The 14,140-nt window shown below is 75.1% G+C and carries 12 protein-coding genes; 5 read left to right on the top strand and 7 right to left on the bottom strand.

Annotated elements, in window-relative coordinates:
- Positions 1-37 precede the first annotated feature (37 nt).
- From NH342_RS10060 to NH342_RS10050, 3 genes are read right to left on the bottom strand one after another with little or no spacing between them, the layout of a single operon-like run.
- Positions 38-898 carry an enoyl-CoA hydratase-related protein gene (locus tag NH342_RS10060; RefSeq protein WP_253014337.1) on the bottom strand — a complete coding sequence of 287 codons (861 nt, stop codon included), beginning with the start codon at positions 896-898 and terminating at the stop codon, positions 38-40.
- Positions 895-1,872 carry an acyl-CoA dehydrogenase family protein gene (locus tag NH342_RS24190; protein ID WP_253014335.1) on the bottom strand — a complete coding sequence of 326 codons (978 nt, stop codon included), beginning with the start codon at positions 1,870-1,872 and terminating at the stop codon, positions 895-897. Before NH342_RS24190 ends, NH342_RS10060 begins: the two co-directional genes overlap by 4 nt.
- Positions 1,869-3,101 (bottom strand): acyl-CoA dehydrogenase family protein, encoded by a 1,233-nt coding sequence (locus tag NH342_RS10050; RefSeq protein ID WP_253014333.1) that lies wholly within the window; start codon positions 3,099-3,101, stop codon positions 1,869-1,871. The genes NH342_RS24190 and NH342_RS10050 overlap by 4 nt, the downstream gene beginning before the upstream one ends.
- Before the next feature lie 96 nt (positions 3,102-3,197).
- Here NH342_RS10050 and NH342_RS10045 point away from each other — a divergent pair, with 96 nt between their 5' ends.
- Positions 3,198-3,797 carry a TetR/AcrR family transcriptional regulator gene (locus tag NH342_RS10045; protein WP_253014331.1) on the top strand — a complete coding sequence of 200 codons (600 nt, stop codon included), beginning with the start codon at positions 3,198-3,200 and terminating at the stop codon, positions 3,795-3,797.
- On the opposite strand, the gene NH342_RS10040 is transcribed toward NH342_RS10045, so the two are convergent.
- A complete protein-coding gene (locus NH342_RS10040; protein WP_253014329.1) occupies positions 3,794-4,549 on the bottom strand; it encodes a 3-hydroxyacyl-CoA dehydrogenase in 756 nt (251 codons plus the stop codon). The genes NH342_RS10045 and NH342_RS10040 overlap by 4 nt on opposite strands.
- Positions 4,550-4,652: 103 nt before the next feature.
- Between NH342_RS10040 and NH342_RS10035 the strand changes: the two genes are divergently transcribed.
- Positions 4,653-6,185 carry a long-chain-fatty-acid--CoA ligase gene (locus NH342_RS10035; protein WP_253014327.1) on the top strand — a complete coding sequence of 511 codons (1,533 nt, stop codon included), beginning with the start codon at positions 4,653-4,655 and terminating at the stop codon, positions 6,183-6,185.
- A gap of 116 nt (positions 6,186-6,301) precedes the next feature.
- Positions 6,302-7,171, top strand: coding sequence for an endonuclease domain-containing protein (locus tag NH342_RS10030; RefSeq protein ID WP_253014325.1), 870 nt, complete (start codon positions 6,302-6,304; stop codon positions 7,169-7,171).
- Between the two features lie 83 nt (positions 7,172-7,254).
- Here the strand turns inward: NH342_RS10030 and NH342_RS10025 are convergent, their stop codons facing one another.
- Positions 7,255-8,019 carry a crotonase/enoyl-CoA hydratase family protein gene (locus tag NH342_RS10025; RefSeq protein ID WP_253014323.1) on the bottom strand — a complete coding sequence of 255 codons (765 nt, stop codon included), beginning with the start codon at positions 8,017-8,019 and terminating at the stop codon, positions 7,255-7,257.
- 45 nt (positions 8,020-8,064) lie between these two features.
- Positions 8,065-9,426, bottom strand: a complete 1,362-nt coding sequence (locus tag NH342_RS10020; protein WP_253014321.1) for a sugar porter family MFS transporter — start codon at positions 9,424-9,426, stop codon at positions 8,065-8,067.
- Positions 9,427-9,544: 118 nt separating this feature from the next.
- Here NH342_RS10020 and NH342_RS10015 point away from each other — a divergent pair, with 118 nt between their 5' ends.
- On the top strand, positions 9,545-11,251 hold the full coding sequence (locus NH342_RS10015; RefSeq protein ID WP_253014319.1) for a class I adenylate-forming enzyme family protein: 1,707 nt from the start codon (positions 9,545-9,547) through the stop codon (positions 11,249-11,251).
- Between the two features lie 68 nt (positions 11,252-11,319).
- Positions 11,320-12,327 carry a TrkA family potassium uptake protein gene (locus NH342_RS10010; protein WP_253014317.1) on the top strand — a complete coding sequence of 336 codons (1,008 nt, stop codon included), beginning with the start codon at positions 11,320-11,322 and terminating at the stop codon, positions 12,325-12,327.
- A 2-nt stretch (positions 12,328-12,329) separates the two neighbouring features.
- On the opposite strand, the gene NH342_RS10005 is transcribed toward NH342_RS10010, so the two are convergent.
- Positions 12,330-14,140, bottom strand: a 1,811-nt coding sequence (locus NH342_RS10005) for an FAD-binding and (Fe-S)-binding domain-containing protein (RefSeq protein ID WP_253014315.1), incomplete at its 5' end; no start/stop codon positions are given.

Below are 14,140 nucleotides of genomic sequence, written 5' to 3'. Positions count from 1 at the left end.
GGGGGGTCGTTGCCCCGTGCACCTCGTCGGCAACCCCCTACGCGAGATCCTCCGGCGGGGCGGGCCAGCCGAGCCCCACGCCGTCCAGCGGGGCGCGGAAGTCGGCCGGCCGCTTCTCCAGGAACGAGGCCACGCCCTCCGCGGCGTCCGGCCCGGACCCCAGCTCGACGAGGGCGCGGGACTCCGCGCGGTGGGCGTCCCACGGGCTGGCGGCCGACAGCATCGACCACAGCAGCTGCCGGCTGGTGGCCACCGACACCCCCGACGTGTTGTCCGCGATCTCGTGCGCGAGGCCGCGGGCGGTGTCCAGCAGCTCGCCGTCGGGGACCACCCGGGAGACCAGTCGGCCGGCCAGCGCCTCCTCGGCGCCGAACACCCGGCCGGTGGCCACCCACTCCATGGCCTGGCTGATGCCGACCACCCGCGGCAGGAACCAGCTCGACGCCGCCTCCGGCACGATGCCCCGGCGGGTGAAGACGAACCCGAAACGGGCGGTGTCCGAGGCGATCCGGATGTCCATCGGCAGGGTCATCGTGGCGCCGATGCCGACCGCGGCGCCCCGGACCGCGGCGATCACCGGCTTGCGCAGCGCGGCGAAGGGCAGCGCCCCGATGCCGCCCCAGTCGCGGGGGACGCCGTCGATCGTGCCGGCCTCCTCCGCCTGCGCGCTGCGGTCGAAGGTGCCCGCGCCGGCGAGGTCGGCCCCGACGCAGAAGTCCTTCCCGGCACCGGTGACCACCAGCACCCGGACGGCGTCGTCGGCGTCGGCCACCTCGGCCACCTCGGCCAGCTCGCGCGCCATCACGGTGGTGTAGGCGTTGCGGCGCTCCGGCCGGTCCAGGGTCAGGGTCGCGACCCCGCCGTCCACGGCGTAGGAGACCTGCTGCCAGTCGCTCACGACAGCGCCCCGGCCAGCACGAGCCCGGCGACGGCGTCCTGGTGCTCGGCCGCGTCGCCCAGCAGCAGCCGGTCGACCTTGGCCCGCCGCCAGTACAGGTGGGCGTCGTGCTCCCAGGTGAAGCCGATGCCGCCGTGCACCTGGATGCAGGTCTCCGCGGCCCGCTCCAGCGTCTCGGCGGCGAAGGCGCCTGCCGCGGACGCGGCCAACGGCAGCTCGTCGGGGGCGGCGTCGGCGGCCCAGGCGGCCCACCAGACCAGCGACCGCAGCTGCTCGACCCCGACCCAGGCGTCGACCAGGGCGTGCTTGACCGCCTGGTAGGAGCCGATGGCCCGGCCGAACGCCTGCCGCTCCCCCGCGTAGGCGACGCCGACCTCCACGGCACGGCCCGCCGTCCCGAGGTCCTCGGCAGCCAGCGCGACGACCGCGACCTGGCGGGCGCGGGCCCAGAGGTCACCGGCGTCGCGCACCAGCACGCGGGGTTCCTCGAGGGCGACGAGGCCGAGGCCGCGGGTGGCGTCCATCGGCCGGCCGGTGGTCACCTGCCCCTCCCCCACGACCAGGTCGCCGTCGACCAGCGCGAGGAAGGTGTCGGCCCCGACGGCGTCGATCGCGGGGTGCTGGCCGTCGACGACGCTGAACGAGCGCGAGCCGTCGGCCAGCGCCGCGGCCAGCTCGGGCTGGCCGGCCAGCAGGACGGCGGCCCGGGCGGCGGTCACCAGGGACGGCCCGGCCAGGGCGGCACCGGCCTGCTCGGCGACGACGGCGAGGTCCAGCACCGACCCGCCCGCGCCGCCGGCGTCCTCGGGCACGGTGATGCCGAGGAAGCCGATGTCGGTCAGCGCCCGGTGGCCGGGGGCGAGCGGGCCGCCCTCCAGCGCCGCGCGGGCCTGCGCCGGGGACGCCTGGCCGCTGAAGAACTGCTTCGCCCCCGCAGCGGCGTCGAGCTGGTCGGTGTCGAGGTCGAAGTTCACCGTGCGCTCCCGGCGGCGTTGAACGGGCGGTGCTTGTCCTCCCGCGGTTCCGGCGGCAGGCCCAGCACCCGCTCGCCGACGATGTTGCGCAGCACCTCGTCGGTGCCGCCGGCGATGGCGATCCCCGGCAACCAGGCCTGGTTGCGCTGCCAGCGGCCGCCCCCGTCGTCCCCGGGCCCGGTGGCGAACACGGCGTCGTCGCCCAGCAGCCGGACCCCGGCGTCGGCCACCAGCTCGGCCGCGGCCGTGCCGGCCAGCTTGCCGGCGCTGGCCTCGGGACCGGGCAGCCCGCCCTGGCTGATCGCGGTCAGCCGACGGTAGCCGGTGTACCGGTTGGCCAGCGCCGCGACGGCGGCCCGGCCCAGCGCCTGGCGGGCGAGCACCTGCCGGTCGGCGGGCAACCCGGGCAGCCGGTCGGCGGCCAGCCGGGCCAGCGACTCGATCGACAGGCCCAGGTCGTTGCCGCCCCCGCCGACGGCCACCCGCTCGTTGAGCAGCGTGGTCAGCGCGACCCGCCAGCCCTCGCCGGGCTCGCCGAGCCGCTCGGCGTCGGGGATCCGGACGTCGTCGAAGAACACCTCGTTGAAGTCCGACTGGCCGCCCATCTGGCGCAGCGGCCGCACCGTCACCCCGGGGGCGTGCATGTCGACCACGAACATGGTCAGGCCGGCGTGCTTGGGCCGGTCGGGGTCGGTGCGGGCCAGCAGGATGCCGTGGTCGGCGACGTGCGCGAGCGTCGTCCAGACCTTCTGGCCGTTGACCACCCAGTCCTCGCCGTCGCGGACCGCCGTGGTGCGCAGCGCGGCGAGGTCCGAGCCGCTGGCCGGCTCGCTGAACAGCTGGCACCAGACGTCATCGGCGCGCAGCAGCCGGGCCAGGTACCTCTCGTGCTGCTCGGGGGTGCCGTGCGCGATGACGGTGGGCCCGCACATGCCGATGCCGATGTGGTTGATCAGGCTGGGCACCCGCGCCCGGGCCAGCTCCTGCCCGACGATGGCCTGCTGGGCGAGGCTGCCGCCCTGCCCGCCGTGCTCCGCCGCCCACGCCACCCCGACCAGCCCGGCCTCGGCGAGCACCCGCTGGGTGCGCCGCAGCGCCTGCTCCTGCTCCCGGGGGTCGGCGGCCTCCTCCCCGGCGTCGAGGTGCACGAGCTCGTCGGCGTGCTCGGCCAGCGCCGCCCGCACGCGGGCGCGGTAGGCGGCCTCGTCGGGGGTGTCGTCGAAGTCCACGGTGCACCTCTCGTCGGTGAGTGGCGGTCGTCCCGCATCCTCCGGTCGGGCACCGGAACGGTCAACCCTGACTGTCCGGCGGCTAGGCTCTCCGCCGTGGAGACCCGCAGCCGGAGCGAACGGACCGCCGACAGCCGCGCGCTGATCCTGGACGCCGCGGTCGCCTGCCTGGTGTCCGACGGGTACGCCGGCGCCTCGACGCTGGCGGTGCAGGCCCGGGCCGGGGTGTCCCGCGGACGCCTCCTGCACCACTTCCCCAGCCGGGAGGAGCTGCTGGTCGCCGCGGCGTCGCACCTGGTCAACGAGATGCTGACCGAGGCCGCCGACCAGGCCGAGCAGCTCGACGTCGCCGACCCCGTCGAGCGGGTCGAGCGGTGCGTGGAGCTGAACTGGGCGCTGTTCCAGCAGCCGCCGTTCTGGGCGGCGATGGAGCTGTGGAACGCCGCCCGCACCGACGAGGCGCTGCGGGCCGCGCTGCGCACGGAGGAGCGCCGGCTCGTCCAGGCCATCCGCGCCGCGGCCGACCGCATCTGGGGCCCGGCCGCGAAGGCCAACCCCCGCTACCCGGTGCTGCGCGAGCTGCTGTTCACCTCGATGCGCGGCGTGGCGATCGCCTACTCGTTCCAGGATCGCCCCGCCGCGACCGACCCCCACCTGTCGATGTGGAAGGACCTCGCCCGCGAGATGCTGGGTTAGCGGGGGGCCATCCGGATGGCGCCGTCGAGGCGGATGACCTCGCCGTTGAGCATCGGGTTGGCCACGACGTGCGCGACCAGCTGGCCGTACTCGTCGGGCTCGCCCAGCCGCGCGGGGTGCGGCACCTGCGCGCCGAGGGAGGCCTTCGCCTCCTCGGGCAGCCCGGCCAGCAGCGGGGTGTTGAACAGGCCCGGCGCGACGGTCACCACCCGGATCGCCTCGCTCGCCAGGTCGCGCGCGATCGGCAGCGTCATGCCGACGATGCCGCCCTTGGACGCCGAGTAGGCCGCCTGCCCGATCTGCCCGTCGAAGGCCGCCACCGAGGCGGTGTTCACGATGACCCCGCGCTCCTCACCGGCGAGGTCGACGGCGAGCATCCGCTGCGCGGCCAGCCGGATGACGTTGAAGGTGCCGACCAGGTTGACCTGGATGACCTTCTGGAACGCGTCGAGCGGGAAGGGCCCCTTCTTGCCCGCGGTCTTGATGCCGTTGCCGATGCCGGCGCAGTTCACCGCCACCCGCAGCGGGCCGAGCTCGGCGGCCGTGTCCAGCGCGGCGGTCACCTGCTCCTCGGAGGTGACGTCGGCGGCGGCGAAGTGCGCGCCGATCTCCGCGGCGACGGACTCCCCGGCCGAGGTCGGCAGGTCCAGCAGCACGACCTGCGCGCCGGCCTCGCGCAGCCGGCGGGCGGTGGCCAGGCCGAGGCCGGATGCGCCCCCGGTGACGACGGCGACGGCGTCGGTGACGTCCATGGTTCTCCTTCGGGTCGGGCTGGCAGTCAGGGTTGACCGTAACCGACGCGCCGGTCCAGCATGACGCCGACCACACCCGGCCGGTAGCCATCGAGGAGCCCCTGTGCAGCAGACCCGGCACGACACCGGCTGGCGCGGCATGACCGTCTCCGACCAGCTCGCCCGGCACGCGCGCACCACCCCCGACGTCGCCGCCTACCGGTTCGCCGGCACCGGCCGCAGCTACGCCGAGGTCGACGACCGGGTGACCCGGCTGGCCGCCGTCCTCACCGGGTGGGGCGTGCGGCACGGCGACCGGGTGGCGGTGCTGGCCCTCAACGGGCTCGAGGTCGTGGAGTGCTTCCTGGCCGCGGCCCGGGTCGGGGCGATCGCGGTCCCGGTGAACTTCCGGCTGGCCCCGGCCGAGGTGGCCTACGTGCTGGCCGACTCCGGCGCCCGGGTGCTCGTGGTCGACGCGGCCACCGCCGCGACGGCCGAGCAGGCCGGCCCGCCCGAGCACGTGCTGATGATCGGGTCGGAGTACGAGGCGGCTCTGGCCGCGGCCGACCCCACCCCGGTGCCGCACGAGGTAGGCGACACCGACGCCGCGTTCCTGATGTACACCTCGGGGACGACGGGCCGGCCCAAGGGGGCGGTGCTCACCCACCGGAACCTGCTCATGCACGCCTTCAGCCACGTCACGCACCTTGGCTGGACGCCCGACGACCGGGTCACCCTCTACGGCGCCCCGCTGTTCCACATCGCCGCGGTCGCCGGGATGCTGCCGAACCTGCTGCTGGGCGGCACGTTCGTCATCACCCGGTCCGGCGCGTTCGACCCGGCCGAGACCCTCGACGAGCTGGTCGCCGAGCAGGTGTCCTCGTGCTTCTTCGTGCCCGCGGCGTGGCAGGCGATCGTCGACGTCTCCGACCTGGCCGCCCGCGACCTGTCCCGGCTGCGCCGCATCTCCTGGGGCGCGGCACCGGCCTCCACCACCCTGCTGCAACGCATGCTCGACCTGTTCCCGCAGGCCGAGCTGGTGACGGCGTTCGGGCAGACGGAGTGCTCGCCGGTCACCTGCTTCCTGCGCGGGCCGGACGCCGTCCGCAAGATCGGGTCCGTCGGGACGCCGATGCTGGGCGTCGAGGTCCGGGTGGTCGACGAGGCGATGCGCGACGTCCCGCGGGGCGAGGTCGGCGAGATCGTCTACCGCTCGCCCATGGTCATGCGGGAGTACTGGGGCAAGCCGGCCGAGACCGCCGAGGCCTTCACCGGCGGCTGGTTCCACTCCGGCGACCTGGTGCGGCAGGACGAGGAGGGCTACTTCTACGTCGTCGACCGCAAGAAGGACATGATCATCAGCGGCGGCGAGAACATCTACTGCGCCGAGGTCGAGGACGTGCTCGCCGCGCACCCCGGCGTCGCGGAGGTGGCGCTGATCGGCGTCCCCGACGACCGCTGGGGCGAGGCGCCGCTCGCCGTCCTCGCCCCCCGCGACCCGGCGGACCCGCCCACCGCCGCCGAGCTGACCGCGTGGTGCCGCGAGCGCATGGCGCACTACAAGTGCCCCCGCGAGTTCCACGTCGTGGCCGCGCTGCCGAGGAACCCCAGCGGCAAGGTCCTGAAGACCGACCTGCGGGCCACCCACGGGGGCTGACCCCGCGAGTGGCACCCCAGCGGGCGTCGTCACCAGCTCCTCGCCCGCTGACGTGCCACTCGCCCGCCTGTCCACAGGCGCGCACACGGCGGCTCCCTGCGGGGCAGGCTGCACCCGTGATCGCGCCGCGTCGTCCGCCCGAGCTCGAGCGGCGGTTCTTCCGGGGCAGCTGGGCGGTGGCACGAGGACTGCTGACCCGGGACGACGTCCGTGGCCCGGCGTGGCAGCGCCTGTTCCCCGACGTCTTCGCCCCGGCCGGGATCGAGGTGGACCACGCCCTGCTCGCCCGGGCGGCCGCGAGCGTCCTCGTCCCTGGCTCGGTGGTCAGCGGTCGCAGCGCGGCCGTCCTGTGGGGCATGGACGACCTGGCCGGTCCGACGGACCCGGTCGAGCTGACCGCCGGCGTCACCGTCGGGCGCAGCCGGGTGGCCGGCGTCCGCGTCCGTCGCCGCACCCTGCCTCCGGGCAGCTGCACGAGGCACCGCGGGGTGCTCATCACCCGGCGGCTGTGCACCGCCGTCGACCTGGCCGCGGTCCTGCCCCACGTCGAGGCGGTCGTGCTGCTGGACCGCGCGGTCGATACGGGCTGGTTCAGCCTGCACGAGCTCCGGGACGCCGCTGGTCGTGCGGTCGGGCGCGGATCCGCGCAGGTCCGCCGCGCGGTCGCGGCCGCCGACGGGTTGGCCGGCTCCCCGCAGGAGACGCGGCTGCGGCTCGTCCTGCTCGGGTCGTCGCTGCCACCCCCGACAGCGCAGTTCACCGTCCGGCACGACGGGAGGTTCGTCGCGCGGACGGACTTCGCGTGGCCGGAGCGCAAGCTGGCCCTGGAGTACGAGGGGAAGTGGCACACCACGCAGGTCGCAGCCGATCGCCGTCGGATCGAGGCGCTGCAGGCGGCGGGCTGGCGGGTGCTGTTCGTGACGGCGGCCGACCTCCACCACCCGGTCGAGCTCGTGGCCCGCATCGCCGCCGCGCTCGCCGCCTGAACCAGCGCCGCGAGTGGCACAGCAGCGGGCGTCAGGCGCCTCTCCTCGCCCGCTGACGTGCCACTCGCCCCAGCGGGACCGGGCTACTCGCCCCGCCAGACGGGGGCGCGCTTCTCGGCGAAGGCGCGGGCGCCCTCCTGCGCGTCGGCGGAGGCGAACACCGACTGGGTCAGCGTCGCCTGGTGGTCGAGCAGGTCGCGGTCGGTCCACCGAACGGCGCCGGCCACCAGCTGCTTGGTCGCCCGCAGCGCCAGGGGTCCGTTGACCGCGATCCGCCCCGCCAGCTCGCGCGCCCCGGCCAGCGCACCGCCGGGCTCGGTGAGGGCGTTGACCAGGCCGAACCGGTGCGCCTCCTCGGCCGTCATCGGGTCACCGGTCAGCGCCAGCTCCATGGCCCGCTGGTAGGGCAGCGTCTTGGGCAGCCGCAGCACCCCGCCGCCCGCCGCCACCAGCGAGCGCTTGACCTCGGGGATGCCGAAGCGGGCCTCGCGGGAGGCGACGACGAGGTCGCAGGAGAGCACCAGCTCGAACCCACCGGCCAGCGCCCACCCCTCGACCGCGGCGATCAGTGGCTTGGCCGGCGGCGCCTCGGTCAGCCCGGCGAACCCCCGCCCGGGCAGCGACGGGCGCTCACCCCGGGCGAAGGCCTTGAGGTCCATGCCGGCGCAGAACACCCCGCCCGCGCCGGTGAGCACGATGACCGACACGTCGTCCCGGGCGTCGAAGTCGTCGACCGCGGCGGCCAGGGCCTCCGTCGTCGCCAGGTCGACCGCGTTCTTGGCCTCGGGGCGGTTGAGCGTGATGGTGCCGACCCCGTCGGCCACCTCGGCGAGCACCGTGTCCGTCATGGGGGCATGTCTGCCAGGTGGGGGCCGGGCAGTCAACCCTGACCGTCAGGACGCCGGCGCGAGCTCCCGCTCGATGTCGGCCAGGCTGCGGTTCTTGGTCTCCGGTACCGCCTTGACCACGTAGACCAGCGACAGCACCGTGATGACCGCGTAGAGGCCGAAGGTCGCGGTCTCCCCGATCGCCGCGATGATCGACAGGTAGCTGACCGCGACCACGAAGTTGGCGACCCAGTTGGCCATGGTGGCCACCGAGGACGCCCGGCCGCGCACCGCCAGCGGGAAGATCTCGCTGATCAGCAGCCAGACCACCGGGCCCAGGCTGACCGCGAAGGAGCCGACGTAGAAGGCCAGCACCACGGTGGTGACGATGGCGCCGGCCCCGGCGATGTCGAACAGGAACGCGATCGCCAGGCCGGCCAGGCCCAGCACCATGCCGCTCATGCCCCAGATGAGCAGGGCGCGACGGCCGACCCGGTCGATCACCTTGATCGCCACGATCGTCATGACCACGTTGGTCAGGCCGACGACGAGCAGGGCCAGCAGCGCGGCCTGCGACCCGAGGCCGGCGTTCTCCAGCACGGTGGGCGCGAAGTAGATGACGGTGTTCACGCCGGTGATCTGCTGGACGATCGCCAGGGTCACGCCGAGCAGCAGCGCCGGGCGCAGCTTGGGCGCCAGCAGCGAGCGCTTGGCGCCCTTCTCCTCCTCGGTGGCGGTGCCGCGGATGTCGTCGATCTCCTCGGAGATCACGTCCTCGGAGTCGCGCAGCGTGCGCAGCACCTCGCGGGCCTCGTCGTCGCGCCCCTGCCGGACCAGCCAGGCGGGGCTCTCGGGCTCGCGGATCATCCCGAGGCCGAGGACGACGGCGGGCAGCAGTGCGAGCCCGACGCTGATCCGCCAGTCGCCGCTGCCGGCGAGGAAGTAGGCCACGAGCTGGGAGACCAGGATGCCGATGGTCACCGACAGCTGGTTGAGGCTGACCAGGGCGCCGCGCCGCTCGGGCGGGGCGATCTCGCCGATGTAGACCGGGACGACGAAGGACGCCGACCCCACCCCGACGCCGATGAGGAACCGCGACACCAGCAGCACCCAGAAGGCCGGCGCGACGATCGACAGCAGCAGGCCGACGACGAAGACCAGCGAGGTCGCGATGATGGCCCGTCGGCGACCGAGGGTGTCGGCCACCCGCCCGGCGACCAGCGCCCCGACCGCGGCGCCGACCAGCAGGATCGACACCACGGTGCCCTGCAGGAACGGGGTGTCCAGGGTGAAGTCGTCGCTGATGTTCGGCAGCACGCCGCCGATCACACCGGTGTCGTAGCCGAAGAGGATGCCGCCGACCGCGGTGAGCGCGGCCGCCTTGGTGACCGCCCGCCGGTGGGCGGTGCTGGCCTGGGTGCTGGTCATCGTGCGTGTCCCTCTCGTTGCAACTCTCAACCACCAGGATCGTGCGCCTGGTCTGCGCGTTCGGCGACCCGGGGACCCCGGTGTCGACGACGCGTGTGATGTGGAGCACGCTGGCCGGGTGAGCGACCTGTGGCCCGCCGGCGTCCCCCGCAGCCTCGACTACCCGACCGCCCCCGTCGGCTCGCTGCTGCGCGCAGCGGTCCGCCGGTGGGGCGACCGGACGGCGTTCGTGCACCACGGCGCGCAGCTGTCCTTCACCGAGCTGGGTCGGCGGGCGCACGCCGTGGCCGCCGGGCTGGCCGAGCGCGGGGTGGGCCCCGGGGACGTCGTCGCGGTGCACCTGCCCAACTGCCTGCAGTACCCGCCGGTCTACTACGGCGTCCTGCTGGCCGGGGCGACCTTCTCCCCCACCAACCCGCTGCTGACCCCGACCGAGCTGGCCCACCAGCTCGCCGACTCGGGCGCCCGGGTGCTCGTCACCTGGGAGGCATGCCTGCCGGTGGTCCGGGCCGCGCTCTCCGACACCGCGGTGCGCACCGTCGTCGTCACCGGCCCGGCCCAGATCGCCGACCCGCACGCCCCGGTCGAGCTGCTCGACGGCGCGGTCGACCTGGCCGACCTGCTGGACGCCGACCCCGCCGACGCGCACCGCGACGCGGTCCTCGACCCGGCCACCGCCCTGGCCCACCTGGCCTACACCGGCGGCACGACCGGGGTGAGCAAGGGCGTGGAGCTGCCGCACCGGCAGGTGGTCACCAACGTGCTGCAGTCCGGCTGCTGGGCGTCGGGGTCGCTCCCCGCCCGGGACGCCGAGGGCGACGTCACCATCGAGCAGGTCGGCGACCCGGAGGAGTACCCGACCCGGCTGGGCACCGGGGTCGCCATCAACCTGACGCCGTGGTTCCACGCCATGGGCGTGATCGGCTACCTCAACGGCCAGGTGGTCAGCGGCGCGACGGTGGTCATCCACGACCGGTTCGACCCGGTCGCCTACGTCCGGGACGCCGAGGCCTACCGGGTCACCGCGATCGGCGGCGCCCCGCCGGTGTTCGCCGCGCTGCTGCAGGTGCCCGGCATCGCCGACGCCGACCTGTCCACCGTGCGCGGGCTGTCCAGCGGCGCCGCGCCGCTCGCCGTCCCCCTCATCGAGCGGCTGCGCGCGCTCTTCCCGGACGCCGTCATCGGCGAGGGCTACGGGCTGACCGAGGTGACCATGCAGGCCACCGGCAACCCGGTCGCCCGGTCGGCGGTGCGCAAGGCCGGCACGGTGGGCCTGCCGGTGCCCGACACCGAGATCAGCATCCGGGCGCTGGACACCGGCGAGGAGCTGCCGGTGGGCGAGCGCGGCGAGGTGTGCATCCGCGGACCGCAGGTGATGCGCGGCTACGCCGGCCGGCCCGGGGCCACCGCGCAGGCGATCGACGCCGAGGGGTGGTTCCACTCCGGGGACGTCGGGGTGCTCGACGAGGACGGCTACCTGGCCGTGGTCGACCGGACCAAGGACATGCTGCTGCACAAGGGCTACAACGTGTTCCCCCGCGAGCTCGAGGAGATCCTGGTCGGCGTCCCGGGCGTGGCCGGCGTCGCGGTGGTCGGCCGTCCGGACCCCGTCGCCGGGGAGCTGCCGGTCGCCTACGTGGTGCGCCGGGACGACGCGGCCGGTGCCGCGCTCACCGAGGAGTCGGTCATGGCCGCGGTCAACGACCGGGTGACGCCGTACAAGCGGGTGCGCGCCGTGGTGTTCACCGACGCCATCCCGGTCTCCCCCGCGGGCAAGGTGCTCAAGCGGGTGCTCGCCGACCGGGAGCGGGCCGCGGCGGGCTGACCCGCACGGGGGGTGTCCGACCCGTCCGCTGACCTGCGGCTGCGTACTGTGCCTGCCGTGATCCCCGCATGCTGAGCGACCACGGCGGTGTGCAGCTCGCGCACACCGAGCAGTCCCCGGTCCGCCAGGTCTACAAGCGGGTCGTCATCGCGACGGTCGTCCTGGTCACCACCGTGCTCATCGTGTACTTCGACCGCAACGGCTACCGGGACAACAACGGCGGCGAGCTGTCGCTGCTGGACGCGACCTACTACGCCACGGTCAGCCTCTCGACCACCGGCTACGGCGACATCGTGCCCGTGACGCCCAGCGCCCGGCTGGTCAACATCCTGTTCATCACGCCGCTGCGCGTGCTCTTCCTGCTCATCCTCATCGGGACCACGCTGGAGGCGCTGACCGCGCGCTCCCGCGAGGAGTTCCGGGTCCGTCGTTGGAGGTCCTCCGTGCGCCAGCACGTCGTCGTGTGCGGCTACGGCACCAAGGGCCGCAGCGCCATCCGCGCCCTGATCGCCGCCGGCACCGACAAGGAGCACATCGTCGTCGTCGACCCCAGCCCGGCGGCGATCGACGAGGCCAACTCGGTCGGCCTGACCGGCATCGTCGGCGACGCCGGCCGTGCCGACGTGCTGCGCCGGACGTCGATCGAGAAGGCCCGCGCCGTGGTGGTGGCGGCCAACCGCGACGACACCGCCGTCCTCATCACCCTCACCGTGCGCCAGCTCTCGCCCACCGTGCCGATCACCGCGTCGGTGCGCGAGGAGGAGAACGCCAGCCTGCTGCGGCAGTCCGGCGCCGACTCGGTCATCACCTCCTCCTCCACCTCCGGCCGGCTGCTGGGCCTGGCCACCGATGCCCCGCGCGTGGTCGCCGCGGTCGAGGACCTGCTCACCGCCGGGCACGGCCTGGACCTGGCCCAGCGCGCGGTGACCAGCGCCGAGGTCGGCATGGGTGCCCGCCAGCTGCGCGACGTGGTGCTGTCGGTGACCCGGGGCGGGCGCACGCTGCGCTTCGACGACCCGGCGATCGGCACGCTGCAGAGCGAGGACGTGCTGGTCGTCGTCCGCTCCAACGGCTGAGGTCAGCGCAACCGGTCGGCCAGCAGCTGCACCAGGTGCCGGGCCGGTAACCCGGCCAGGTCGCGCACCTGGGTGCGGCAGGAGAACCCGTCGGCCAGCAGCACCCGGTCGGGGTGCTCGGCCGCGCGGGCCAGGACGCCGTCGCGGGCGATGGCCACCGACACGTCGTGGTGGCCCTGCTCCATCCCGAAGCTGCCGGCCAACCCGCAGCAGCCCACCGACTCCACGACGTCGTCCCCCATCCGGTCCAGCAGCGCCCGGTCGGCGGCGAAGCCCAGCACCGCGTGGTGGTGGCAGTGCGGCTGCACGAGCAGCTGCTCCCCGGGCGCGGACGGCGGGGTCCAGTCCAGCTCGGTCAGCAGCTCGGCGACGGTGCGGACGGCGCCGGCCACCGCGGCGGCCCGCGGGTCGTCGGGCAGCAGCTCGACGACGTCCGAGCGCAGGGTCGCGGTGCAGCTGGGCTCCAGCCCGACGACGGTGCGCCCGGCCCGCACGTGCGGCTCCAGGACGGCGAGGGTGCGCCGCATCCGGGCCCGGGCGGCGGTCAGCTGGCCGGTGGTGACCAGCGTGAGCCCGCAGCAGGCGCCCGGCTCGGCCACCACCACGTCGCAGCCGGCCGCCTCGAGCACCCGGACGGCGTCGTGGGCGACCGCGGGTTCCAGGGAGTCGGAGAAGGAGTCCACCCACAGCAGCACCGGCGTCCCCGTGCCGGTGGCCGTGCGGCGGGCGCGGGCAGTACGGGTCCACCGGAACGGCGCCAGTGGCAGTGCGGGCAGCGACCGCCGGGGGTCGGCGCCCATCGCCCGCAGCGCCGCCCGCCGCAGCGGGCCGACCCGGGCGGCCAGCCGGGCCGGGACGGCGAGCGGGGCGGCCAGCCGCAACCACTGAGGCAGCCGGCCGAAGGTGTAGTGGGTGCGCGGCCGGACCCCGCCGGCGTAGGTGCGGTGCAGCACCTCGGCCTTGTAGGTGGCCATGTCGGTGCCGGTGGGGCAGTCGCTGGCGCACGCCTTGCAGCCCAGGCAGAGGTCCAGCGCCTCGTGCACCTCGGGTGCGGCCCAGCCGCCGTCGACCCCGCCGGCGAGCATCTCCTGCAGCGCCCGGGCCCGGCCGCGGGTGGAGTCCTGCTCCTCGCGGGTGGCCAGGTAGGAGGGGCACATGACCGCGCCCTGCCCGCGCAGGTCGGCCCGGCAGGCGCCGACGCCGGTGCAGCGGTGCAGCGCGGCGGTGACGTCGCCGTCGTCGGCGGCGAAGGCGAACCCGTCGGCGGCCACCACCGGCAGGGCGCGGGGGCGCCGCAGGTCGGCGTCCAGGGGGGCGGGCCGGACGACGACGCCGGGGTTCATCCGGTCGGCCGGGTCCAGCAGGCCCTTGAACCGGGCCATGGCGGCCAGCGCGGCGGGTGAGTACATGGTGTGCAGCAGCTCCGAGCGGGCGCGGCCGTCGCCGTGCTCCCCGGACAGCGACCCGCCGTGCGCGGTGGCCAGCTCGGCCGCCCGCTCGAGGAAGCGGCGCATCGGGGCACCGCCGTGCTGCAGCGGGAAGTCGATGCGCACGTGCACGCAGCCGTCGCCGAAGTGGCCGTAGGCCAGCCCGGTGACGTCCTCGTCGGCCATCAGCGCCTCGAGCCCACGCAGGTAGTCCCCCAGCCGCTCGGGCGGCACCGCGGAGTCCTCCCACCCGGGCCAGGCCTGGGTGCCGGCGGGGGTGCGCCCGGCCAGGCCCGCGCCGTCGGCGCGGATCTGCCACAGCCGGGTGGCCGCGGGCCCGGCGGGCAGCACCCGCACGTCGCGGGCGGACGAGGCGGCGGCGAACC

Source organism: Klenkia sp. PcliD-1-E, assembly GCF_024124375.1.
GTDB lineage: Bacteria > Actinomycetota > Actinomycetes > Mycobacteriales > Geodermatophilaceae > Klenkia.
The sequence above is the reverse complement of the archived record's forward strand: the minus strand, read 5'-3'. Positions and strand labels throughout refer to the sequence as shown.